Annotated in this window: 21 protein-coding genes and 1 pseudogene; all 22 read right to left on the reverse strand. The window is 52.0% G+C overall.

All coding sequences use genetic code 11. The features are described 5' to 3' along the window. Positions 1 to 129, reverse strand: a pseudogene (locus IM314_RS18325) (O-antigen flippase); the annotation flags it as partial. Continuing rightward, the gene (locus tag IM314_RS18330; RefSeq protein WP_193358777.1) at positions 122 to 940 is read right to left on the reverse strand and encodes an NAD(P)-dependent oxidoreductase; all 819 of its coding nucleotides are present in this window, start codon (positions 938 to 940) and stop codon (positions 122 to 124) included. The gene IM314_RS18330 and the pseudogene IM314_RS18325, both read right to left, overlap by 8 nt. Then, the gene (gene rfbC / locus IM314_RS18335; RefSeq protein WP_193358778.1) at positions 937 to 1,476 is read right to left on the reverse strand and encodes a dTDP-4-dehydrorhamnose 3,5-epimerase; all 540 of its coding nucleotides are present in this window, start codon (positions 1,474 to 1,476) and stop codon (positions 937 to 939) included. The genes IM314_RS18330 and rfbC overlap by 4 nt, the downstream gene beginning before the upstream one ends. An 81-nt stretch (positions 1,477 to 1,557) precedes the next feature. Then, positions 1,558 to 3,444 carry a nucleoside-diphosphate sugar epimerase/dehydratase gene (locus IM314_RS18340; protein WP_047363176.1) on the reverse strand — a complete coding sequence of 629 codons (1,887 nt, stop codon included), beginning with the start codon at positions 3,442 to 3,444 and terminating at the stop codon, positions 1,558 to 1,560. Positions 3,445 to 3,482: 38 nt separating this feature from the next. Further along, positions 3,483 to 4,043 (reverse strand): sugar O-acyltransferase, encoded by a 561-nt coding sequence (locus IM314_RS18345; RefSeq protein WP_072059925.1) that lies wholly within the window; start codon positions 4,041 to 4,043, stop codon positions 3,483 to 3,485. After that, positions 4,044 to 5,078, reverse strand: coding sequence for a glycosyltransferase family 4 protein (locus IM314_RS18350; protein WP_047363174.1), 1,035 nt, complete (start codon positions 5,076 to 5,078; stop codon positions 4,044 to 4,046). Further along, positions 5,078 to 6,022: an NAD-dependent epimerase/dehydratase family protein gene (locus IM314_RS18355; protein WP_047367926.1), complete on the reverse strand. Its 945-nt coding sequence runs from the start codon at positions 6,020 to 6,022 to the stop codon at positions 5,078 to 5,080. Before IM314_RS18355 ends, IM314_RS18350 begins: the two co-directional genes overlap by 1 nt. A gap of 51 nt (positions 6,023 to 6,073) precedes the next feature. Further along, a complete protein-coding gene (gene rfbB, locus IM314_RS18360; RefSeq protein WP_193358779.1) occupies positions 6,074 to 7,156 on the reverse strand; it encodes a dTDP-glucose 4,6-dehydratase in 1,083 nt (360 codons plus the stop codon). A gap of 352 nt (positions 7,157 to 7,508) precedes the next feature. Further along, on the reverse strand, positions 7,509 to 8,405 hold the full coding sequence (gene galF, locus IM314_RS18365; RefSeq protein ID WP_045629823.1) for a GalU regulator GalF: 897 nt from the start codon (positions 8,403 to 8,405) through the stop codon (positions 7,509 to 7,511). 176 nt (positions 8,406 to 8,581) lie between these two features. Continuing rightward, positions 8,582 to 9,973, reverse strand: coding sequence for a colanic acid biosynthesis protein WcaM (gene wcaM, locus IM314_RS18370; protein WP_193358780.1), 1,392 nt, complete (start codon positions 9,971 to 9,973; stop codon positions 8,582 to 8,584). Positions 9,974 to 9,985: 12 nt separating this feature from the next. After that, the gene (gene wcaL / locus IM314_RS18375; protein WP_193358781.1) at positions 9,986 to 11,206 is read right to left on the reverse strand and encodes a colanic acid biosynthesis glycosyltransferase WcaL; all 1,221 of its coding nucleotides are present in this window, start codon (positions 11,204 to 11,206) and stop codon (positions 9,986 to 9,988) included. Further along, positions 11,203 to 12,483, reverse strand: a complete 1,281-nt coding sequence (gene wcaK / locus IM314_RS18380; RefSeq protein ID WP_047363165.1) for a colanic acid biosynthesis pyruvyl transferase WcaK — start codon at positions 12,481 to 12,483, stop codon at positions 11,203 to 11,205. The genes wcaL and wcaK overlap by 4 nt, the downstream gene beginning before the upstream one ends. Positions 12,484 to 12,500: 17 nt before the next feature. Continuing rightward, positions 12,501 to 13,979 carry a colanic acid undecaprenyl disphosphate flippase WzxC gene (gene wzxC, locus IM314_RS18385; protein WP_163332517.1) on the reverse strand — a complete coding sequence of 493 codons (1,479 nt, stop codon included), beginning with the start codon at positions 13,977 to 13,979 and terminating at the stop codon, positions 12,501 to 12,503. Position 13,980: 1 nt separating this feature from the next. Further along, the gene (wcaJ, locus tag IM314_RS18390) at positions 13,981 to 15,375 is read right to left on the reverse strand and encodes an undecaprenyl-phosphate glucose phosphotransferase (RefSeq protein ID WP_041909129.1); all 1,395 of its coding nucleotides are present in this window, start codon (positions 15,373 to 15,375) and stop codon (positions 13,981 to 13,983) included. Between the two features lie 46 nt (positions 15,376 to 15,421). Further along, positions 15,422 to 16,792 (reverse strand): colanic acid biosynthesis phosphomannomutase CpsG, encoded by a 1,371-nt coding sequence (gene cpsG, locus IM314_RS18395; RefSeq protein WP_059355550.1) that lies wholly within the window; start codon positions 16,790 to 16,792, stop codon positions 15,422 to 15,424. 109 nt (positions 16,793 to 16,901) lie between these two features. Next, positions 16,902 to 18,338 carry a mannose-1-phosphate guanyltransferase gene (gene cpsB / locus IM314_RS18400; RefSeq protein WP_028013792.1) on the reverse strand — a complete coding sequence of 479 codons (1,437 nt, stop codon included), beginning with the start codon at positions 18,336 to 18,338 and terminating at the stop codon, positions 16,902 to 16,904. Between the two features lie 3 nt (positions 18,339 to 18,341). Then, entirely contained in the window at positions 18,342 to 19,565 is a 1,224-nt protein-coding gene (gene wcaI / locus IM314_RS18405; protein ID WP_193358782.1) for a colanic acid biosynthesis fucosyltransferase WcaI, read from the reverse strand. Continuing rightward, positions 19,562 to 20,041 carry a GDP-mannose mannosyl hydrolase gene (locus IM314_RS18410; RefSeq protein WP_074135958.1) on the reverse strand — a complete coding sequence of 160 codons (480 nt, stop codon included), beginning with the start codon at positions 20,039 to 20,041 and terminating at the stop codon, positions 19,562 to 19,564. Before IM314_RS18410 ends, wcaI begins: the two co-directional genes overlap by 4 nt. A 2-nt stretch (positions 20,042 to 20,043) precedes the next feature. Further along, positions 20,044 to 21,009 carry a GDP-L-fucose synthase gene (locus IM314_RS18415; protein WP_024908102.1) on the reverse strand — a complete coding sequence of 322 codons (966 nt, stop codon included), beginning with the start codon at positions 21,007 to 21,009 and terminating at the stop codon, positions 20,044 to 20,046. 2 nt (positions 21,010 to 21,011) lie between these two features. Continuing rightward, entirely contained in the window at positions 21,012 to 22,133 is a 1,122-nt protein-coding gene (gene gmd / locus IM314_RS18420; RefSeq protein ID WP_003863514.1) for a GDP-mannose 4,6-dehydratase, read from the reverse strand. A gap of 24 nt (positions 22,134 to 22,157) precedes the next feature. Then, complete coding sequence (wcaF, locus tag IM314_RS18425) at positions 22,158 to 22,706, reverse strand: colanic acid biosynthesis acetyltransferase WcaF (RefSeq protein WP_045260414.1); 549 nt, start codon at positions 22,704 to 22,706, stop codon at positions 22,158 to 22,160. 15 nt (positions 22,707 to 22,721) lie between these two features. Further along, positions 22,722 to 23,468, reverse strand: a complete 747-nt coding sequence (gene wcaE, locus IM314_RS18430) for a colanic acid biosynthesis glycosyltransferase WcaE (protein ID WP_193358783.1) — start codon at positions 23,466 to 23,468, stop codon at positions 22,722 to 22,724. Positions 23,469 to 23,480 lie beyond the last annotated feature (12 nt).

Genomic DNA, 23,480 nt, shown 5'->3' on the forward strand with positions numbered 1-23,480 from the left:
ATTAATAATAATAATGATAACGAGTTGAGTGATTCTCTCGAGGCTAAGATAAAAAAAGTTCACAAAGACTTTTCTTTTATCTTCATCCGCCACATTTTTTTTAATGGCTGATAAGAAAAAATTAGACATCTGTCATATTCTTTTTAAAGTTATCGATCATTATTTCTATATCAGACAATACATTTTTATAGACATGGCCGAACTCATTTATAGTTCTGGTATTATCCGTAGGAGGGAAATACTCACCTTTGAAACCTTCATGCCATTTGATCGTACAGCCAGTTTTACTTGCAATTAAATCTGCAATATCAGATGCTTTGGTATTTACACCAGAAGCAATGTTATAGATGTGATGTTCATTATTACGGCTGATGAGGTAAATCATTTCTGCAACATCCGTAACTGAAACATAATCTTTTGCATATGCAGGCGAAACATACATATCAATATGTTTATCCGAAATTGCATTTCTTATTATGCTTGGCAGGAATAACTTACTTTTTAATGCCAAACCGTAAACGTTACTAGGTCTGACAATAATCGTATCTCGGCTGCTTTTAAGGCATAACTCTTCACTTACCAGTTTAGTAAGGTTAAAAAGTCTTCGGTTATCGCTACTGCATACCGTAAGATTATCATTTTCCGACGCGCTATCTTGTTCCATATATACGCGCGTTGATGAAATATAGATTAATTTCGAGAACTCAGCGCGTTCCAAAATTGATGCCAGCAACTCGGTGTTTGATTTATATACATCAAAAGGTGTGTTTGCACAATCACCATTGCCAGCAGCATAGATGACAATGCCCAGATCTCTATCAAAAAGAGTCTCATCATCGCGTGGCGGGACTTCAACTTTTTCGCCCTTAGCCAGAAGGTTTTCCACGATTTCACTACCAATGAAACCACGTCCACCGATCACTGTATAATGTGCTTTCATAACGTTTTCTTATACTCAGCGAGTGTAATTAATTTGATGTCTTTTTCAGAGAGGATTGGTGATGTTATCGGCCAGTCAATGGCAATATCCGGATCATTCCAGATAATCCCACCTTCATCCTTTGGATCGTAAAAATCAGTACACTTATAGTGGAAATCGGCATAATTGCTTAATACGCAGAATCCATGGGCAAACCCAGGAGGAACGTACAACTGGTTATTCTTCTCGCCTGAAAGAAGTACACCAACATATTGGCCAAACGTATCAGAATCTTGGCGAAGATCCACTGCAACATCATAAACTTCACCGCTGATTACGCTAACTAATTTACCCTGAGGCTTCGTTTTCTGGAAATGCAGTCCACGTAGAACATTTCGACTCGAACGTGAGCGATTATCCTGTACAAAAGTACCTTTAATTCCTGCATCTTCATATTTTTCTTTATGCCAGGCTTCAAGAAAAAAACCGCGAGAATCACCAAAAACCTTAGGCTCAATGATTACACAATCTTTTAAAGGTGTTTGAATTACGTTCATTATAAATCCTTCGGCGGGAAAGAATCTCTTTCCCATCTACTTTGTGAGTTAATTTCAAATTTTGGTACTGATTTAAAATACTTAACTGTTGTTTTCTTTCCAGAGTAAGTCACAGATGTCATCAGTAGGATTAAATGCAGTAGGTGCATTTAGCAATATTTTGCGCACCCGTTCATAATCAAAGTTGCGACATGAGATATCCAATTCTGCAAGAATATTTTTCATTTCACTCCACGGAAGCATGACTTCATTAGCCGTTTTAATTCGTGGATGTTGTGTTATAGAGACGTTATCGCCTATTAAAAGCTCTTCATAAAGCTTCTCACCAGGCCGCAGTCCCGTCGTTTTGATAGCAATATCACCATAAGGATTTTTATCATCGCGAACGGAAAGTCCCTGCAAGGCAATCATGCGGTGGGCGAGATCAATAATTTTAACCGGGTCGCCCATATCCAGCACAAAAACATCTCCCCCACTACCCATTGCTCCAGCCTGGATCACAAGCTGCGCTGCTTCAGGAATGGTCATGAAATAACGGGTGATATCAGGGTGCGTTAATGTTACCGGACCACCAGCAGCGATTTGTTTTTCAAATAGGGGCACAACCGAACCGGACGAACCTAACACATTCCCGAACCGGACCATGCTGAAGCAGGTTTTACTCGATTCTGATGCCAGGGCCTGCAGAATCAGCTCCGCCATACGCTTTGTCGCACCCATTGTGTTTGTTGGCCGCACAGCTTTATCTGTAGAGATAAGAACAAAACTTTCGACGCCACAATTTTCGGCAGCTTGAGCGCAGCACAAAGTTCCAAAGATATTGTTACGGACACCGTCAATAACATTGAATTCAACTAGCGGAACATGCTTATAGGCTGCCGCATGGTATATAGTCTCAACGTTAAATGCCTTGATTAGCCTTTCAAGATGTTCCATATCCTGAACGTTACCTAAAATTGGGTAAATCTTAGTATTCAAGGATTGTGTCAGAATTAAATTTCTTAGCTCAGAATCGATAGAATAAAGTGAGTATTCTGATAACTCGAAAAGAATTAGTTGTGAAGGTTTATTTTTGATTATTTGTCGGCATAGTTCAGAACCAATAGATCCTCCTGCGCCAGTGACCATGACCGTTTTATCAAGAATATTCTTTGAGACTAATTCAGGGATCGGTGAAACAGGGTCGCGTCCTAACAGATCGGTAATTACTACTTTACGTAAAGCATCGATTCTCGCTTTTCCTTCAACCAAGTCAACCATTCCCGGAATCGAAAGCACCTCACAAGGTAGTCCTTCGAGTGTAGAAATCACCTCATTTTTTCTCGCACGGCTGGCACTTGGCATCGCCAGCAGAATTTTCTTAGCCTCATACTTCTCGATTAGCCATGCCAATTTTTCTGGCGAAAACACACTTACACCATGGATAACCTGCCCCTGTAATGAGCGATTGTCGTCAACAAACGCAACGGGATAGTATTCATCCATCTGACTCAACGCGGGAAGTAACTGTCGTCCTGAAGCTCCGGCCCCATATATGATGACGCGTGTTCCCAATTTTAAGCCACGATTAACTAGCATTCTCATTCCAAGGCGCGAGCCCGCCACAAGCAATACCCCGAACGAGAAATAAATAAAGGGGATGGTTCTTGGAAGATAGAGGTTTGTGTAAAAAGCGGCAATAATCAGGAGTAACGACGAAATTAGCATTCCAAGAGAAACAACAAGCAGTATTTTCGCGGTTATGTAACGTATTACAGCTCTATAAAGTCCAAGTTTTACAAAGATGGCAAGAGTAATTACTATTATTGATGTGAGCAGTAACCAGTGGGATACGCTAGTTAACGGTGTCATAGAATCAATACGAACCCAAAATGCAAACCAAAATGCACACGTTAACAAAACAACATCAATGGAGAGTGTAATAATCCGTTTTATTGGTCTTGGCAAAGAAATTAAATAAGTTAGCATACTAAAAACTAGTCGCCTCGTTAAAGCTTGCTATTAATTTATAAAATAGTACCGGGAGGGCATATGGCATGCTCATCCACTGTTGCACTATATCCACCCACTGTTCCCGCTTGCAGAAAAGCCGATCTCCCAATATTCGCACCACCGGCAAGATGCACGCCAACCCCTAAGTGGGCAAAATCACCAAGAGTCGAATCATGATCCACCGTCGAATGACTATTAACTATCGTACCGGCTCCTAAGGTTGAGTTTGCGCCAATAACTGCACCGGCTAAAACTACGCTCCCGCTCCCCAAGGTAGCGGACGGACTCACAAATGCAAAGGGGTGTACCAGCGTTGTAGGAGTAATACTTAAATTTTGAAGCTGATGGTGGAATACTTCTCTTAGCTTATTATTGCCAATGCCTATAGCAATATGTTTGGCAGTGTCCGCATAGAGATTAAGATCTGATGTTTTCCCAATAACATGAATCTCTGAAGTATTTAAGCACGATTCATTATCATCGAGGAATACAATATTTTCATATCCCAAAAGTCTAGCAGTTTCGTACAGCGTACGTCCATGCCCTCCAGCTCCTATAATGATCAGATCATTCATTTATGCATTCTCTTTGTCTTTGACTCCAGCCCCACATTTGAAAGCGATAAATATCAATGGTAGCCACGCGATGATGATGCCAACAATTCCATCAATTTTTGCAGAAATGATTAAGTATGCAATTGGGAACAACCACACAATATTTATTGCAATCGCCGCCAATGTTACCGGAACATGGCTCTTATATTTGCGGGCAAGAATTTGATAGCAATGGCTTGCATGTGCTTCATAAACTTTTTTACCAGCCAGTAATCTTCTAAGCAAGGTAGTAGTTGCATCCACAATAAAAATGCCAAGCAGACAAAGTTCAGCGAACAAGACATGTGAATCTAGCTTTGCAAAATAAAGAATCATCAGGCCAATAGTAATACCTAAAAAACCACTTCCAGCATCCCCCATAAAGATCCTTGCCACAGGGAAGTTCCACACAATGAATCCTGCGGCAGCCCCAGCGAGAGCCAGTGCAATCATCGTCATCGCATCAGGAGAACCAGCGTTTTGGCTAAGCGTTATTATAACGACACTGCACAGAGAAAAAGTAATGGCTTGAGAGCTTGCAAGACCATTAATGCCATCCATAAAGTTATATAGATTCAACATCCACACAAGATAGACGCTTCCTATGATTATTCCAAACCATGACAAAGATACGACATAGCCAAATATATCAATATCCGGAAACGTTCCTAAGAAATAGAGACCTATTGCTGCTGCTAAGAAATGCATCAGCAAACGCCAGCGCGCAGCAATGTGTCCATGATCATCGAGAAAACCGATAACCGCAATCAATAAGCCCGGCACGAAGAAGCCTAAAAATGTCTCATAAGAGATATGTTTCGTCAGTACCAACCATAGTAATGCAGCTAATAATGTTAATACTATAGCAACCCCTCCACCGCGCGGCGTCGGCACACTATGTGAGCTTCTTTGGTTTGGCTGATCAATCACATTATTCTTGATGGCGTACAACCTTAACCCCCAGGTCATCGCGCATGAGATAAAGAATGCAAAAACGACAATCCCCAGATACAACATTATTTTTTACCTTCAATAAAATTCTTCGCTGTTTTTACCATCGTTTCCTGCAACGTAACGGGTGGAGTCCATTGAAGCTGTTCCCTTGATTTCGTTGAGTCGACTTCCAGATCGCCATACAGTTGGTCATATATACTTTTTTTCCTCATTGCTGAAAGAAAAATTTTAAGTAATGCCCGAGGGAAATAAACAATCCGCGCTGTCATGCCCATCCCGGTAGAAAATGCCGTAATCATTTCTTCAGTTGAAGGATGCTCCTGGTCAGCCAAAAGATAAAGTTCATTTTTTGACTTTTCATTTGTTGTACATTCGCTTATAAAGCTCACAACATTGTCCAGTGAAACAAGGGCGCGCTTATTTTTTACTGACTTAAAAGGCAGAGGCAGGTTTTTAGACACTAACTTTAATAAGCGTTGAATATTACCCGGAGCATTTGGACCACAGATTAAAGCCGGACGAACGATTGTTATTGCCATATTACTTCCTGAAAATGCCTTGAGAAGGCTTTCCTCGGCTTCCAGCTTGGAAATAGCATAATCTGACGTTGGTCTGGCAGGTGTCGATTCACTGAAAGGGATTCCCGATGTGGAATTACCATTTACTCCAATTGAACTGACGAAGATGAAATGTTTTACGCCACAGTTTGCAGCGTCATTAGCTAATTTCATTGTCGCATCATGGTTGACACGACGAAATTCTGTCAGCGCATCTTCAGCATCATCTTTAAGGATATGAGCTCTTCCTGCGGTATGAATGACAGTATCACAACCTTGTAAAAGCGTAGTCCAATTCGTTTGAGCCGAAATATCGCCAAGATTATACATTCCCTGTTCAATATTTTCTTCTCGACGCGTAGTGAAAATTACCTGGTGACCTGCTGATCTTAACGTTTTGACTAAAGCAGTACCGAGAAATCCAGTTCCCCCAGTCACTAAAATTTTCATTGTCGTCCCCTATCAGCTAATTAACCATATAAATATCGAGGCGGATAGCCCTTAACGATTTTGATAATTTTGTACAATCCAGGTCTTATAATTCCCGCTTTTAACGTTTTCTACCCATGTTGTGTTTGCCAAATACCATTCAACTGTTTTACGAATCCCACTTTCAAATGTTTCCGCAGGCTTCCAGCCAAGCTCAAGTCCAATTTTCTCAGCATCAATCGCATAGCGGCGGTCATGGCCCGGACGGTCAGCAACATAGGTAATCTGCTCGCGATACGACCCCTCTTTAGGCACAATCTCATCCAGCAGATCGCAAATCGTATGCACCACATCCAGGTTTTGCTTTTCGTTATGTCCACCAATGTTGTACGTCTCCCCCGGTTTCCCTTGGGTGACCACGGTATAGAGTGCACGCGCATGGTCTTCAACATAGAGCCAGTCGCGGATTTGATCGCCCTTGCCGTAAATAGGCAGCGCTTTGCCGTCCAATGCATTCAGGATAACCAGCGGAATCAGTTTTTCCGGGAAATGGTAAGGGCCATAGTTATTTGAACAGTTGGTGACGATGGTCGGGAAACCGTAGGTACGCATCCAGGCACGAACGAGATGATCGCTGGAGGCTTTTGACGCTGAATACGGACTGCTGGGCGCATACGCGGTAGTTTCAGTAAAGAGTGGCAGCTCAGTTGATGCAGGATGCTCATCAGGATGCGGCAAATCTCCATACACTTCGTCGGTAGAGATGTGATGGAAACGAAACGCTTTCTTCGCCTGCTCATCAAGCGTGGACCAGTACGCACGGGCGGCTTCCAGAAGCACATAAGTGCCGACGATATTGGTTTCGATAAACGCAGCCGGGCCCGTAATAGAACGGTCAACGTGGCTTTCAGCAGCCAGATGCATTACCGCATCAGGCTTATGATTTGCAAAGATCCGATCCATGGCGTCTTTGTCGCAAATATCGGCATGCTCAAAGGCATATCGGTTGCTATCACTAACTTCTGTTAGCGACTCCAGATTTCCGGCATAGGTGAGCTTATCTACATTGACGACATCGTCCTGTGTATTTTTAATAATATGTCGCACAACCGCTGAGCCGATAAAACCAGCCCCGCCCGTTACAAGAATTTTCACGTTATCTGTTCCGTCTAATGTATATGTCTGGATACTGGGGTTCTGAAACCTGAGTGTTTAATAACGGTTTCAGAAATTGAGCACGCTACCGCCCCTGGCTTAACAGCTACCAGTGCACTGAGCGATGTTTGATTAATGATTTTGCTTGTCTGGTTACAGACAAAAACTGGCGTTAATTGTCGTCCTAAACGACCAGAGAAACAAGCACAAATCGCTACAAAGCTGCTGAGATTTGAATCAGATAACCCTATGTAATCATTAAAATTAATAACAAAAAACGGCAGTTATCATTTTGGTTATGTCTCAACACCAAAAATGATAACTGCCGTTTGTTCTGGACGCGGAAGGAATATCAGTCGTTAGTCAACAGCTTCTCAATCCGGTTTCTGAACTTCGCCCCTTCCTTCAGGTTGCGCAGCCCATAGTTCACAAACGCCTGCATGTATCCCAGCTTCTTACCGCAGTCGTAGCTGTCACCTGTCATCAGCATCGCGTCAACGGACTGTTTTTTCGCCAGTGCTGCAATTGCATCGGTCAACTGGATACGATCCCAGGCGCCTGGCTCAGTTTTTTCCAGTTCCGCCCAGATATCGGCATTCAGAACATAACGGCCAACCGCCATCAGATCCGAATCCAGCGTCTGCGGCTGATCGGGTTTTTCGATGAACTCAACGATGCGGCTCACCTGCCCTTCCGTCTCCAGCGCTTCTTTTGTCTGGATAACGGAGTACTCGGAGAGATCGCCCTTCATACGTTTCGCCAGCACCTGACTACGGCCCGTTTCATTGAAACGAGCCACCATTGCCGCCAGGTTGTAACGCAGCGGATCGGCTGAAGCGGTATCGATGATGATGTCCGGAAGAACAACGATGAATGGGTTATCACCCACTACCGGACGGGCACACAAAATCGAGTGACCCAGACCCAGCGGCTGTGCCTGACGCACGTTCATAATGGTTACGCCTGGCGGACAGATAGACTGCACTTCTGCAAGCAGCTGGCGTTTGACGCGCTGCTCAAGCAGCGCTTCGAGTTCGTAAGAGGTGTCGAAGTGGTTCTCAACCGCATTCTTGGACGAATGGGTAACCAGGACGATTTCTTTGATCCCTGCAGCAACAATCTCGTCGACGATATATTGAATCATCGGTTTGTCGACGATCGGCAGCATCTCTTTAGGAATGGCTTTTGTGGCTGGCAGCATATGCATGCCCAGGCCTGCTACCGGAATGACTGCTTTCAAATTAATCATTATTTCTTCCACCTTAAAATGGTTGACGAATTATAGCTCTTAAACCTGTTTTCGCCAGCATGATTTGCCGTAATCCTCTGGCAATGTTACGCCTTAGCCCCACAAATTTCTGTAGTTGCAATCTGAATAGATCACACTTCTGTGCCAGGAATAGTCTCAAAAAAGAAAGTTGTCGATTATCTGTGCGGAAGCGCAAAATTCAGCCTTTCCACATTCACAACCTGCTGATCCACCCGGTCAATATCCACTGAACTCTGCCCCTTCTCATTCACCGCTTTGATGTTCGCCAGCGACAGCAAGGTTTCGTCTTTGGCCATAAATTTACCCCGCACATCTTTACGCAGGTCGAAGTTGATCTTCAGCGCGGGGCCAATAGCTGCCTCCTGCATCACGTTGATATTACGTAAGAAAAGATGCTGCGGCTTATTGTGCAGCTCAAGCGTCGCCCGCTTCATCTCCACGTTGGTGATCGCTACAAAGGAGGTCGCATTACCGGATGAAATTTGAATTCCGCGCAGCTTATACGCTAGCTGGCGATTATCCAGATGGATATTGTTAAGCTTGAAGTTCTGCGGGATGGACAAATAATCGCCTTTAATAACGCCATAGCCGATTAACATTCCGGCACTATTGACCATGTCGACATTATCAATAATGAAATTATCACAGCCATAAATGGCGACCGTTGCGTTGTCTATACCCGCCTTTTTACTGAAATCGGGGGTAATATTTTTGGCCTTTATATTGCGGATAACAAAGTGTTTCCCGTTCTCAACGTGCACCAGCTGGCGACAGTTGCTGCCGGTGATATTTGCCACCACGAAGTTCTTCACGGTTTGCTTTTCCGGGTAGTCGTTATCGTAGGTGCTGCCGGCGAGGCCGATGCCGATGCCCCAGTTGATCTTGCCGTTGGTGCAGTTGATGTTATCGATCACATGATCGGAGATCAGAATATTGCGGTCATTGATGGCAACGTTCCACTCGATCGCATCGCCCTGCAGATGGCTGAATTTGCTGTTGGTGATCCGGGCGCCATCAACCTGATTGTGGAAGCCCTGGCGCAGGATGGCGTAGTTAGCCTGGCTCACGCTGATGTTATCAATAACCAGATTGCGCATCACGCGAGGTTTCTTGCCGCCAATGTAAATCTGCGTCACCGGCCCAAATCCGCTCATTGCCAGCCCTTTGATCGCGCAGTCCGAGCCGCGAACATCGAGCGTGATGTTCTCCGTGCGGCCGCTGCCTTCACCGATCACTTTGCAGCCTTCCTGCAGCACAAAACGCCCACGTCCGTTGCCGGTCAACGCTCCGCGGATCAGCAGCGTTTTACCGTCGGGAATGAAAATGCCCGTATTGATGTTTTCGCAGGTAAGTCCGGCCGGGACAACGACGGTGTCACCGTCCTTAAACGCCTGCTTAAAAGCGGCGATCCAGTCGTTGTTATTGTACTGATTAATGGAGACCGTCTTTCCGCTTGCCGCCCGCACCATGCGGGACGACAGCAGCGGCGAGGCCGCCAGAACAGACAGAGAAGAGACAAAGGTGCGTCGGGTAATCTTTTTCAGCATACAACCTCGGCGTTACAGCGTTTGCAGCAGGCTCGCTAACTGGCGATTGATTACCTGCTGGTTAAAATCGGTTTCAACTTTTTGTCGGGCATTCTGGAGCACAGGCTCCAGCGCCTGCTGGTCGATGTCGCTGAAGGCAGCCAATCGATCCGCAAGAGCCATCGCGTTATTCTCCGGCACCAGCCAGCCGGAATGATCAGATTTGATCAGCTCCGGGATCCCGCTGTGCAGCGTCGATACCACCGGGATCCCAACGGCCATCGCCTCCATCAGCGCCACCGGAATGCCTTCCATATCGCCATCGGCGCCCGTTACCGAAGGCAGCAGGAACACGTCAGCCTCATCGAGCATGGCTTTAACCTCATGGCTCGGCTTGAAGCCCGGCATCTCCACGACATCGTCCAGCTGATACTGTTCGATAAGCGTGCGCAGACGACGTTCCCACGGGCCAATGCCGAGAATGCGATAGTGGAACGCCACCCCGCGTGCCTTCAGCTGTCGGCAGGCTTCGATGGCCACGTGCAGACCTTTCTTCTCGGTCAGACGGGCTACGGAGATGATCTGCAGCGGTTTTCCCGGCACCTTAACCGGGCGGCGAGTGAAGCGCGTTAAATCCACGCCCATACGCGAAACGGCAATTTTCTCTCCCGGGCAGCCCATGTTTTTCAGGCGTCCGGCCCACAGGTCGCTGATAGGCAGCATTATGTCGCCGCGCCTGAACAGCTGCTGATACTCCGGCGTGTAGTGGTTCAGCACCTCGCGGCTGGAAATATCGATACCGTGGAAGATGGTCGCAATTTTGCCGTCAATTACGCCAAGCTCACGCAGTTTCGCGGCGGTGACCCCCGCCGGGCCAAAGTGGGCGATAAACACGTCGGCACGATACGGCTGCGCCGTTTGCCCACAGATGGCCGACAGAATTAAATTGCGAGATTCCGATCCATAGCGGGAAACGTTCAGCGCGCGCCACGTCGACGCGCGGTGGATCCCGCGTAACGTCTGGCTGGCCCGGTAGCGTAGCTTGCTCAGCTTCCCGGCCGGTTCGTCCTGCAGCCAGCGGGTCTTCGCCTCCAGCCCATAATGGGTATACGCCGCATGGGTATTTTTGGTGTCGCCCTTTTGCAGGGCAACGATCTCCACGTCATATCCCATATCGATAAACGCGGTAATTTGGTTCAGTACAAAGGTCTCAGACGACAGCGGAAATTTCAGTAAGAAGAAACCAACCTTCATTTCCCCTCCCGCACGCGTTCAAGCACCGATTTCACCATTCCAATGCCCTTCTCGCGCTCGGCTTTCACCGCCACGGCCAGGCGTTCATTGATGGCGGGCAGTTGACCCAGGGTGTCCCCCACCATCGCACCCAGCGAACCATCCAGCAGATGACGGATATCCACGGCCATTTCCGGCATACCGAGCTGCTGCATGATGCCTGCTGATTTGTGTTCGTAGTTAATGGCAATGGCCGGCGTGCCAAAGTTCATGGAGATAATTGCCGAGTGCAGACGGGTACCCACGGTCAGGTCGCAGGCTGCGAGCAGTTTGCCCATCTCCAGGTCGTTCAGCTCGTCCATCACCACGTGGTAGCGGGACGGGTCGTTCACCAGGTTGCGCAGGTTCAGCGCCACCATGCGGTCATCTTTGTTGTAGCTGTCAATGCCGGTACAGGTTGAGAGCGCCAGCACCTGATAACCGCTGTCCAGCACGCGATTCACCACGTCGGCGAACGCTTTCTCATAGGCTGCCTGGGTGGTGCCAAGACGCTTATCGAACGGGGCGAGTTCACGCAGGGTAATCGCGACGGTCTTCTGTTTCGCCGTCACGTCGAGCCAGTGCTGCACCGCGTAACTCGGCTGGAAGTTATCGTCCTGGTGATCCACCAGCCAGGCGGTATCCACGCCGTGTTCTACTTTAGAGGTGTCAATTTCGCTACGCTTCATCATGTCGAGGCTGACCGATTCGCGCAGGATCAGCGCGTCGCAGTGGCCAAACACATAATTTGCCAGCTGGTTAAACTGCGGATCCTGGAACGGCCCGACGCTGTGGCCGATCATAAACAGCGGCTTTTTCGCCATGAACGTGCACAGCGCATGCTCAAACTGCGGCACGCCGTAGAGATCGACGAAGAACGAGCCGCCGACCTGAATAATGGCGTCATAGCCGGAAAGCAGACGCACGAAGTCCGTAAATCCCTGCGCGATCGCGATGTTGCGCAGCCTGCCGGTGTCGGTGACGCGGGAAAGCAGCACCTGATGCTGGTAGCGACGGCGCAGCACTTTCTTCACGCGCCCCATCACGCCCGCGGCGTTGTTGTGCTGTTTCATCTGGCTGTAGAGCGGGTCGCCCATCACCGGGCGGTTCAGTAACCAGGATGAGCTGACCGGATAACGGCTCATCACGTCCACTTCAGTCTCAGGCTTAAGGGTGTTAATTGCATCCAGTAAACCGCGCAGGATGGCGCTGTCGCCACGGTTGCCGCAGGTATGGTTGCCAAGAATTAATAATTTCATAATGGCCTCTTAAAGAACTAGCCTGCGCGAAGCAGCGTTTTCATTTTTTCGTTACGGCAAAACTGGCGCTTCATCTCTACCACCAGCGCGTTGCGCGACAGCACAATCATCACGCCAAACGCCAGCGCGCCCGCGGCAACCTGCACCGCCAGCAGCGCGGCCAGCGGCAGATGCCCGCTGAGGATAATGCCCAGACCGTAGCTCACCGCCAGGGTCGGCAATGAGAGATAGAACGGCAGCCACAGGCTCAGGATGTACTGACGGTAGCTGGAGCCCAGCACCGGTTTGATCATGATGAAGTAGCTCAGAACGGTATTAACGATCTGCACCAGCAGGAAGCCCAGCGTGACGCCGATGGCGCCCGCCATATGCCCGCCGATGATAATCGCCGGAATAAACAGGAAAGTTTTGAACACGTTGAACTTAAAGCTGATATCCACGCGCGCCTTCGCCATCAGCAGAGAACCAATCGGATTGCCCACGGAGCGCAGCAGCCCCACCACACACAGCAGCTGCAGGATCGGGATAATGCCGTTCCACTTCTCGCCAAACACCAGCGGCACGAAGTTACTGGAAACCACCATCAGCCCCAGCAGCACCGGGAAGTTGATAATCCCCACCACGGAAAGCAGCTTGTAGAAGTTGACGCGCAGCTTCTCGGTGTCGTCCTGAATCTTGGCGAACGCCGGGAACAGCACGCGGGTGATAATGGGGTTCAGCTTCATAGGAGGAACAACCGCAACGTTATAGGCCAGGTTGTAGCCCCCCGCCACGCTCGCGCCCAGGATGCGCGCCAGCACCAGCGTCGAGAGGTTGGTATTCACATAGTTAATAATGCTATCCGCCGTCAGCCACGCGCCAAAGCGCAGGTTGGACGAGACGGACGCGAGAGAGAAGTGCAGCCCCGGACGATAAATCTTGCGGCCAAAGTAGCCGAACAGCAGCGTACGCACGGCAGAGTTAACCAGGTAACCGAGGATGGCGGTCATCGCCAGCGGCCAGAAATGGGCGCTCACCACGGTAAAGGTAAAGCCCGCCAGCACGGCGCTGGTCTCGATCATGCCGATCTTGTTGAACTCCAGCTCTTTTTGCATCAGAGCGCGGAACTGCTGCCCGTGCGGGATCACCACGAATGCAAAGGACAACGTACGCATCAGCGGAGCGAGGTCCGGGTTGTGCAGCACGCTGGCAATCACGTCGCTCAGGAGGAACACCAGCACAAACACGAAAATCCCCAGCCCCACGTTCAGCCAGTAGAGCGTGGTCAGCTCAAGATGGCTGATCTCTTTGCGCTGGATAATGGAGTTGGCGATACCAAAGTCAGACAGCGTGTCGGCCAGCGCGATAATCACCAGCGAGACGGTCAGCAGGCCGAACTGGTGATTATCGATAATGCGCGCCAGCACCGTCATCTGCACCAGGCCGAGGCCAATGATGACGATGGTCGCCATCGCTGACCACTTGGCGCCGCTGATGGTTTTTTCACGTAAGCTCATCTTAGTACGCCGCTTTGTTCACGAAACCTTTGAAGATGGTCAGAAAAACAATCTTGATATCGAACCAGAGGCTCCACTCGCGGATGTACTCCAGATCGAACTCGATGCGTTTTTCCATTTTTTCCAGCGTGTCGGTCTCGCCGCGCCAGCCGTTGATCTGCGCCCAGCCGGTGATGCCCGGCTTCACCTTATGGCGCAGCATGTAGCCTTCAATCAGCGAACGGTACTGCTCGTTATGCGCCACCGCGTGCGGACGCGGGCCAACAATCGACATGCCGCCGGTAAAGACGTTGATGAACTGCGGCAGCTCGTCAAGCGAAGTGCGGCGCAGGAAGTTCCCCACGCGGGTGACGCGCGGATCGTTCTGCGTCGCCTGGGTCACCACCTTGTCGTTCTCCATCACCTTCATAGAGCGGAATTTCCACACCATGATTGGCTTACCGTCCATGCCGTAGCGGGTCTGACGGAAGATAACCGGGCCGGGAGAGCTCAGCTTCACCGCCAGAGCGATGCAGCACAGCACCGGGGAAATAAGCAGTAAAATCAGGGAAGAGAGTACGATATCTTCCACGCGCTTGAGCACGCGGTTAATACCCGACAGCGGCGTGTCGTACAGCGGTACCACCGGCACGCCGTTCACCTCTTCAATGCGGGAGTGCAGAATGTTGAAGGTAAACACGTCCGGGATCAGGATCACCGAACAGGTGGTGTCCGCCAGCTCGCGCATCAGCTGCTTGATGCGGGTTTCGTCTTTCATCTGCATGGCGATATAGACGTTATGAATTTTTCCGGCCTTCGCGTCTTCAATAAGCTGCGCGTAATTGCCCGCCCAGTCCGCAGGCACGCCGCCCGGCTTCGCGTCGTGGTAAATCCCCACCACTTCAAACCCTAACCACGGCTCTTTACGGAAGCTGTCGAGCAGCACTCTCCCGACCGGTAAATCACCCGCCACGGCGACGAAACGACGGTTATAGCCGCGGTTACGCAGCCAGCCCGCGCCAAAGCGGATCAGGGAACGGCACACCACCATGCCGACGCTGGTTAACAGGTACCAGCAGAGATAGGTCACGAAGCGGTTGTCAAAATCATGGCTGAACGCCACCAGACCGGCGCTGAAGATCAGGCTCAGGGTCCAGTTCTGCAGCAGCAGCATCAGTTCGGTGGTCATTTTCACGCCGCGCCACGAGCGGTAGAAATCGGTCATTCCGCCGATCATCTGAAACACAACCAGCGCAATCAGGGCCATCAGAAGATGCATATATAAGAACGGCAGCCCGCTGATCCGACACACCGCCCACAATCCACCGACCATGATGGTGATATCAGAAAAACGCTGCACCATAGAGATTAACGATGCATTCGTTCTCGCTCGTTCGCGTTTTTTTAGATTCGTCATCGTTGTTCCTGTATTCGGTTCCCCCTCCCGCCGGGAGGGGCAATTGTTACTGATTCAACAGCGCCAGAATGTCCTTCGTTCGGGCTTCCATCAGCGCCGTATCAGCGCGGGATTCTACGTTCAGACGCACCACCGGCTCGGTGTTGGACGAACGCAGGTTAAAGCGCCACTGCGGGAACGCCATGCTGATGCCGTCCGTACGGTCAATCTCCAGCGCGTGAATGGCAAAGTGCTGTTCAACGCGGGCAATCGCCTCGGCCGGCTGCGCCAGCTTGCTGTTGATCTCCCCACTTGCCGGGAAGGCCGCCATGCGGTCGCGCACCAGCTCGCCCAGGCTCTGCCCCTTCAGGCACAGCAGCTCGGTCACCAGCAGCCACGGGATCATTCCGCTGTCGCAGTAGGCAAAATCACGGAAATAGTGGTGGGCGCTCATCTCGCCGCCGTAGATGGCGTCTTCTTCGCGCATGCGCTCTTTGATGAAGGCATGGCCGGTTTTAGACATCACCGGCTCGCCGCCCGCGGCCTTCACCACGTCGACGGTGTTCCAGGAAAGACGCGGATCGTGAATGATCTTCGCGCCCGGGTTTTTCTCGAGGAACGCTTCCGCCAGCAGGCCAACGATGTAGTAGCCTTCGATAAACTGCCCTTTCTCGTCGAACAGGAAGCAGCGGTCGAAGTCGCCGTCGAAGGCGATGCCCATATCGGCACCGTGCTCAATCACCGCGTTACGGGTGTCGTCGCGGCACTCCGGCAGCAGCGGGTTAGGAATACCGTTCGGGAAGTTACCGTCCGGCGTGTTGTGTACCTTGACGAAGGTCACCGGCACGTTCAGCGCCTTAAAGCGGGCTTCCAGCGCATCGACAACCGGGCCGGCAGCGCCGTTACCGGAGTTGATAACCAGCTTCAGCGGCTTGAGATTCGCCACGTTGATGTAGCCCAGCAGGTGGTCGATGTACTCTTTCTGCAGGTTAATCTGCTTGTAGCTGCCGCGCTTCGCCTCGTTCACTGGCGGGAAGTCGTTGGCTTCCGCAAGGCGCTGCACGTCGCGCAGGCCGGTGTCGCCGCTAATCGGGCGGGCGCCCTTGCGCACCAGCTTCATGCCGTTGTAGTCCATTGGGTTGTGGCTGGCCGTCACTTCGATACCGCCGTCCACGCCGAGGTGGAAGGTGGCAAAATAGATCTCTTCGGTACCGGACAGGCCGATGTCCAGCACGTCCACGCCCGCGTCCTGCAGCCCTTTTGCCAGCGCCAGCTTCAGGGATTCGCTGGTCAGACGCACGTCGCCGCCCAGCACGATGGTCTTAGGTTTTAAATATTCGCCGTACGCGCGACCGATGCGCCACGCGATGTCTTCATTCAGCTCTTCGCCCAGCTTGCCGCGAATATCGTAGGCTTTAAAACAGGTTAATTTTTCCATGATGACCCCTTTTTCAGGCAACAGTTGGCCCTGACCACTTAATGGCCAAATTTATTTTTGTCATTCGTAGGCCCGGCAGGCGCAGCGCCGCCGGGCATGATGCGGCGTGCTACACGCGCCCGTAGCGATCCTGGAAGCGCACAATATCGTCCTCTTCCAGATACGAGCCGGAGCGCACCTCAATTAAATCGAGAGGAATTTTTCCCGGGTTTTCCAGACAGTGCGTGGCGCCCAGCGGAATATAAATGGACTCGTTTTCACCCAGCAGCTTCACTTCGCCGTCGATGGTCACTTTGGCCGTACCCGCCACCACCACCCAGTGTTCAGCGCGGTGATGGTGCATCTGCACCGACAGCCCCTCGCCCGGCTTCACGGTGATGCGCTTCACCTGATAGCGGTCACCCGCGTCGATGGAGTCATATTTGCCCCACGGACGGTACACTTCACGGTGAATGTGGTGTTCGTGACGGCCATCGGCCTTGATCTTCTCAACCACTTTTTTAACGTCCTGCACGGCGTTGCGGTCGGCAATCAGCACCGCGTCTTTGGTCTGGACAACCACCAGATCCTTCACCCCGACGGTGGTGACGAGGCCGGACTCGGCGTAAACGTAGCTGTTTTCGGTTTTGTGGCTAATCACATCGCCGTGATGGACGTTACCCTCCGGGGTATGGGCGCTGATCTCCCACAGGGAGGACCAGGAGCCCACATCGCTCCAGCCTGCATCCATCGGTACAACCACCGCGTCAGCCGTGCGTTCCATCACGGCGTAGTCGATAGACTCTTCCGGGCAGGCGAGGAACGCCTCTTCATCCACGCGGATAAAGTCGAGATCCGGGTCCACCACCGCCATCGCTTTTTCGCAGGCGTTCAGAATATCCGGGCGGTATTTGCGCAGCTCTTCGAGATAGCGTCCGGCGCGGAACAAGAACATCCCGCTGTTCCAGTAATATTCACCGCTGGCGACATAGGCCTGGGCGGTTTCGAGATTCGGTTTTTCGACAAACTGCGCCACGTCAAACGCTACGCTATCGCCCTCACCCGGCGTTACGCTGCCGCGACGGATGTAGCCGTAGCCGGTTTCCGGCAGATCCGGCACGATGCCGAAGGTCACCAGCTTGCCGCTCTCGGCGTAAGGGATCGCGGCACGCACCGCGTCGCGGAATGCGTCTTCCTGCTGGATAACGTGATCTGCCGCCAGGACCAGCATCAGCGGGTCACAGTCAGGGCTGCTGCGTTTTGCCGCCAGCGCCGCCAGGGCGATCGCGGGCGCGGTATTACGTCCGGCAGGCTCCAGAATGATGTTTTCCGTGAGCTTGTTCAGCTGGCGCAGCTGCTCGGCAACGATAAAGCGGTGCTGTTCGTTACAAATCACCACCGGGCTTTCACACTCCACGCCGTGCAGACGGTTTACCGTCGTCTGCAGCATGGTGAGATCCCCTTTCAGGCAGAGGAACTGTTTTGGATAGAGCACGCGGGACAGCGGCCACAACCGGCTACCAGAGCCACCAGCCATCACAACCGGATACAAAGTGGTTTGACTCATGATTTATCCCCGTATATCTGCAATAAATTGGCTCAGCACGTTCTCTTTCTCGAGCGTGCGTTCGGCATATTCACGTGCCACCGTGTTCACTTTTGGCATGGCGAGTGCCTGTTCAATGCCGGTGACCAGCGCGGGAACGGATTCCGGCTCCACGCACACGGCAATCCCCGGATAGCTGCCACACAGCTGGCCTAATTCAGTTTCGGCTTCCGCCGTAATCACCGCGTTACCGCCCACTGCCAGAATGTTGGTCAGCTTGGACGGCAGCACCGCATCCGCCGCGCCGCGTTTTTGCACGACCAGATGGCAATCCGCCATTTTCAGCAGCGCGGGCAGCGCATCGTACGATTGCAGCGGGAAAAACTTCACGTTGGTCAGGCCGCGTTCACTGGCCATCTTCTCCAGCCGCGCTTTTCCCCCGCCCTGTCCGACAATCACAAACGTCCACGGCTGTTCGATCAGCAGCTGGGCCGCTTCAATAACGCTCTCCAGCCCCTGCTTTTCGCCGATGTTGCCTGAGTAAAGAATGATTTTTTGGTCTTCAGGCAAACCGAGCCGGGCGCGCAGCACCTGAGCCTCTTGCTCCGTCACGTCGCGAAAACGCGCCACTTCGGACCAGTTCGGGAAGAAGATCACCTTCTCCGCCGGGACGCCCTTCTCCTGCGCCTTATTCATCATCGAGCGAGAGATCGTCGAAACGTAATCCACGTTATGCAGGCCACTGCGCTCAAAGGCGCTGGCGAGCTTCGCCACCTTGCCGCCCTTGCCTTTCCCGGCCATACCCAGACCGAGCATGGCGTCCACTTCATAATCCTGAATGTGCAGCAGGGTGCGCGCGCCGGAGAGTTTTCCCAGCAGGCGCATGCCCGGCGTGCAGAACAGCGTCGGCACCACGCCGATAATGCGATCCGGCTTCCAGCGACGCTGCGCCATCAGCGGGAAGAAACTGCTGAGGGCAAAGCTGCCCAGATGAATTAAACGTTTCAGCGTCGAGGGCTGTTTCGGCACGTAGAGCGGGCAGCGCCAGACGGTCGCGGCACCCTCTTCGCGGCGATAGCGCCAGCTGGAATAGCGTTCGCCTACCTTCCACTCCGGGTAGTACGGCGGGGCAGTAATCACCCGCACGTCATGTCCCTGGCTCGCCATCCACTCGACCATCTCGCCGGTGTATTTCCCGATACCGGTTAATTCCGGCGAGTAGTTAATTCCGTAGACGAGGATTTTCATAGTCCTGGCACCTCGGCCTGACGTTCCGCGAGGAAGTACGCCCGACTGTTGTCATGGACGTTGTCGCTTGCCAGCAGCGCCTCTGGCGTTAGCCAGCGGTAATCGTCATGCTGAGAATCAGGCAGACGCAGGTCTGCCTCACTCACCTTCAGGCGGAACCCCAGCACGATGTAGTGCGTGGAGAACCCGGTGCCCGAAAAGTTATCGTCATAGAAGTGCTGCCAGACCCCGTAAAACTGGCCCGCTGCCATCGGCAGCTGCAGGCCCAGCTCCGCCAGAGTGAGACGCTCAAACGCATCAACCAGCGTCTCATCCTTCTGCACGCGCCCGCCGGGCACGAACCAGAAGCCCTGTGCAGGACGATTGGTTCGTTTCCCCAGCAAGAACTCGCCGCGTTCGTTCTCCACGATCAAATCAATCGAGATGAGCGGAGTGGAACGCACTACCGTGGCAAAATCTTCCTGACTTAAAAACATCATTACCCCCGGAAGCGGTGCTGGTTTTCCAGGAACCACTGGTAGGTGCTGGCCAGCCCCTGCTCCAGTGAGACCTCGTGATACCAGCCCAGCTGATGCAGACGGGTCACGTCCAGCAGCTTGCGCGGCGTGCCGTCCGGTTTGGTCGCGTCAAACACCACGCGGCCCTTGTAGCCCACCACCTGCGCGATGGTCTGCGCCAGCTCGCGGATGGTGCAGTCCACGCCGGTACCCACGTTAATGTGCGACAGCATCGGCTCGGTGTTTTCCTGCCACACCTCGCGATCCAGCTCCATCACGTGAATGCTGGCAGCCGCCATGTCGTCCACGTGCAGGAACTCGCGCATTGGCGTTCCGCTGCCCCACACCACCACGTCCGGGGCGTTTTCGGCAGTCGCCTCGTGGAAGCGACGCAGCAGCGCCGGGATCACGTGGGAATTGCTCGGATGGAAGTTGTCGTGCGGTCCGTACAGGTTAGTCGGCATCACCGAGCGATAGTCGCGGTTGTACTGACGGTTGTAGGACTCGCACAGCTTGATCCCGGCAATTTTTGCAATCGCGTAGGGCTCGTTAGTCGCTTCCAGCGTGCCCTGCAGCAGCTCACTTTCGGCGATCGGCTGCTTCGCCATCTTCGGGTAGATACAGGATGAACCGAGGAACAGCAGCTTGTTCACGTTGTGCAGATGCGCCGCGTGAATGATGTTGCTCTCGATCATCATGTTCTCGTAGATGAAATCCGCCGGGTAGGTGTTGTTAGCGACAATGCCGCCCACCTTCGCCGCCGCCAGATACACCTGGTCAATGCGTTCGTTCGCAAAGAAGTCCTGTACCGCACGGCTGTCGAGCAGGTTCAGCTCGTCACGGGTGCGGACAATTACCTCTACGTCACCGCGCTGTTCCAGCTGGCGGACAATCGCGGAACCCACCATTCCGCGATGACCGGCGACAAAAATACGTTGTTTTGTCATTCTCAGGACTCCAGCGCGATGGCAACCTCGTAGCCATGAGACTTGAGCAGGGAGTGTTTTTTCGCTGCTTCAAGATCTTTGGCCACCATCTCGGAAACCATCTCCTGCAGAGTGGTTTCTGGTTTCCAGCCCAGCTTCTCGTGCGCTTTGGTTGGGTCGCCCAGCAGAGTTTCTACTTCAGCAGGACGGAAGTAACGCGGGTCAACCTGCACAATTACGTCGCCTGGCTTCACGCCTGGCGCGTCGTGGCCGGTCACGGACACAACGATACCCTTCTCTTCCACGCCCGTGCCTTCGAAGCGCAGCTTGATGCCCAGCTGTGCCGCAGCCATCTCAACGAACTGACGCACGGAGTACTGCACGCCGGTCGCGATCACGAAGTCTTCTGGCTGTTCCTGCTGCAGCATCATCCACTGCATTTTCACGTAGTCTTTGGCATGGCCCCAGTCACGCAGGGAGTCCATGTTGCCGAGGTGCAGGCAAGATTCCAGACCCTGAGCAATGTTGGCGATCGCGCGGGTGATTTTACGGGTCACGAAGGTTTCGCCGCGGCGCGGGGATTCGTGGTTGAACAGAATGCCGTTACAGGCGTACATGCCGTAGGATTCACGGTAGTTCACGGTGATCCAGTAGGCGTACAGTTTTGCTACCGCATACGGAGAGCGCGGGTAGAACGGCGTGGTCTCTTTCTGTGGAATTTCCTGCACCAGGCCGTACAGCTCGGAGGTAGATGCCTGGTAGAAGCGAGTTTTCTTCTCAAGACCGAGGAAGCGAATCGCCTCCAGCAGACGCAGGGTACCCATGGCGTCAACGTCAGCGGTGTATTCCGGGGACTCGAAGGAGACCGCTACGTGGCTCATCGCCCCCAGGTTGTACACTTCATCCGGCTGTACTTCCTGCAGGATACGGGTCAGGTTGGAGGTATCGGTCAGGTCGCCGTAGTGCAGGTGGAATTTCGGGTTTGCCGCGTGAGGATCCTGATAGATGTGATCCACACGTTCGGTGTTGAATGAAGAGGCACGACGTTTAATACCGTGCACTTCATACCCTTTCTCCAGCAGCAGTTCTGCCAGGTAAGAACCATCCTGCCCGGTAACGCCGGTGATGAGAGCGACTTTAGACATGTTTATATTCCTCTACTTATGAATTTAATCAGTTTCAACGCGTTCGCGTATCACCACTGCGGGGTTGCCACGGCAAACTTTATTTGCCGGTAGCGATTTAAAAACGCTGCTGCGGGCACCGACTACCGTGCCATCGCCAACAGAAATACCTGGTGCAACAAAAACATCCGTTGCCAGCCAGCACTTTTCACCGATCACAATAGGCGAAGCGGTAATATCAAAATGCGGGCTCATAAAGTCGTGGCTGCCGGTGCACAAATAACACTTCTGTGAAACCACCGAATTTGCGCCAATCGTAATCTCGCCCAGGGTATATAACACCGCGTCATCCCCTACCCAGGCGTAATCCCCGAGGGTTAATTTCCAGGGGTAGGTAATCTTTACCGAAGGTCGAATAACTACGTTTTTTCCGATTTTTGCGCCAAACAGGCGCAATAAAAAGGCTCGCCAGCGGTACAGTATTTGTGGCGACCAGGCAAATAAGGTTGCCTGAACCGCCCACCATAGCTGTACCTTAATACCGTTCCCGCCCCGAAAACCTTTCGGCACGGAGAAACCTTTTAAATCCTGCATTGCTTTTCCTTATATTCAGGCTTTTTTATATAAGGTTTTCGTTTTACCTGTCGTACGCAGGCGTAATAAATAAGACAATTCCGCCCAGAATCCCGGCACGCGTAATATTTGACGCTGCACCTTTTTTGCATCCTGGCATAATTCCAGATTATTAGACGTTGACACGCCGCCCATCGAAAATTCAGACACCAGCCCTTTAATTCGACGGAACGGGTAACCTGATTTATACAGGCTGGCGGCCAGCGCATAATCGGATGACACCTTGTACTGCAAATCGTAAGGCTGTTTTTTCAGACCGTTTACCGGGAAGAAAATAGCCTGATGGCTGGCCGGCAGGCTGTGGTAGATATACCAGCCTGGCTTGGCGCTGCGGCAGACTTTATGCCCGTCGCCAAAATCGAGCAGCGCATCGCCAATATACATGGCATCCTCTTTCTGGCGCGCCAGCTGACGAGCAAACAGCGCCACGTCGTTGTGGAAAATATCGCCGGAGTTGAGGAAGATGGCATAACGGCCCTGGGCCATAGAAATGCCCTTGTTCATCGCATCGTAGATGCCTTTATCTTTCTCGCTGATGTAGCGTAAGTTGAACTCACCGTTGAGTTTTTCCAGAAACTCCGCCGTGCCATCGTTCGAGCCGCCGTCGACCACGATCCACTCAAAGGTGAGGCTTGGATCGCGCGCCAGGTTGCGCAGCGAGCGCCAGGTTTTTACCACCCCTTCGTAATTACGAAAAGCGACAGTAATGACGCTAAGAAACATAAATCACCTCAT

It is taken from the genome of Enterobacter cloacae complex sp. P42RS (assembly GCF_014930595.1).
Taxonomy (GTDB): Bacteria; Pseudomonadota; Gammaproteobacteria; order Enterobacterales; family Enterobacteriaceae; genus Enterobacter; species Enterobacter bugandensis.

Excerpts from the sequence above, each read along its gene's own strand:
- IM314_RS18330 (WP_193358777.1), bottom strand. The coding sequence starts at position 940 with ATGAAAGCACATTATACAGTGATCGGTGGACGTGGTTTCATTGGTAGT.
- rfbC (WP_193358778.1), bottom strand. The coding sequence starts at position 1,476 with ATGAACGTAATTCAAACACCTTTAAAAGATTGTGTAATCATTGAGCCT.
- IM314_RS18340 (WP_047363176.1), bottom strand. The coding sequence starts at position 3,444 with ATGCTAACTTATTTAATTTCTTTGCCAAGACCAATAAAACGGATTATT.
- IM314_RS18345 (WP_072059925.1), bottom strand. The coding sequence starts at position 4,043 with ATGAATGATCTGATCATTATAGGAGCTGGAGGGCATGGACGTACGCTG.
- IM314_RS18350 (WP_047363174.1), bottom strand. The coding sequence starts at position 5,078 with ATGTTGTATCTGGGGATTGTCGTTTTTGCATTCTTTATCTCATGCGCG.
- IM314_RS18355 (WP_047367926.1), bottom strand. The coding sequence starts at position 6,022 with ATGAAAATTTTAGTGACTGGGGGAACTGGATTTCTCGGTACTGCTTTA.
- galF (WP_045629823.1), bottom strand. The coding sequence starts at position 8,405 with ATGATTAATTTGAAAGCAGTCATTCCGGTAGCAGGCCTGGGCATGCAT.
- wcaM (WP_193358780.1), bottom strand. The coding sequence starts at position 9,973 with ATGCTGAAAAAGATTACCCGACGCACCTTTGTCTCTTCTCTGTCTGTT.
- wcaL (WP_193358781.1), bottom strand. The coding sequence starts at position 11,206 with ATGAAGGTTGGTTTCTTCTTACTGAAATTTCCGCTGTCGTCTGAGACC.
- wcaK (WP_047363165.1), bottom strand. The coding sequence starts at position 12,483 with ATGAAATTATTAATTCTTGGCAACCATACCTGCGGCAACCGTGGCGAC.
- wzxC (WP_163332517.1), bottom strand. The coding sequence starts at position 13,979 with ATGAGCTTACGTGAAAAAACCATCAGCGGCGCCAAGTGGTCAGCGATG.
- wcaJ (WP_041909129.1), bottom strand. The coding sequence starts at position 15,375 with ATGACGAATCTAAAAAAACGCGAACGAGCGAGAACGAATGCATCGTTA.
- cpsG (WP_059355550.1), bottom strand. The coding sequence starts at position 16,792 with ATGGAAAAATTAACCTGTTTTAAAGCCTACGATATTCGCGGCAAGCTG.
- cpsB (WP_028013792.1), bottom strand. The coding sequence starts at position 18,338 with ATGAGTCAAACCACTTTGTATCCGGTTGTGATGGCTGGTGGCTCTGGT.
- wcaI (WP_193358782.1), bottom strand. The coding sequence starts at position 19,565 with ATGAAAATCCTCGTCTACGGAATTAACTACTCGCCGGAATTAACCGGT.
- IM314_RS18410 (WP_074135958.1), bottom strand. The coding sequence starts at position 20,041 with ATGTTTTTAAGTCAGGAAGATTTTGCCACGGTAGTGCGTTCCACTCCG.
- IM314_RS18415 (WP_024908102.1), bottom strand. The coding sequence starts at position 21,009 with ATGACAAAACAACGTATTTTTGTCGCCGGTCATCGCGGAATGGTGGGT.
- gmd (WP_003863514.1), bottom strand. The coding sequence starts at position 22,133 with ATGTCTAAAGTCGCTCTCATCACCGGCGTTACCGGGCAGGATGGTTCT.
- wcaF (WP_045260414.1), bottom strand. The coding sequence starts at position 22,706 with ATGCAGGATTTAAAAGGTTTCTCCGTGCCGAAAGGTTTTCGGGGCGGG.
- wcaE (WP_193358783.1), bottom strand. The coding sequence starts at position 23,468 with ATGTTTCTTAGCGTCATTACTGTCGCTTTTCGTAATTACGAAGGGGTG.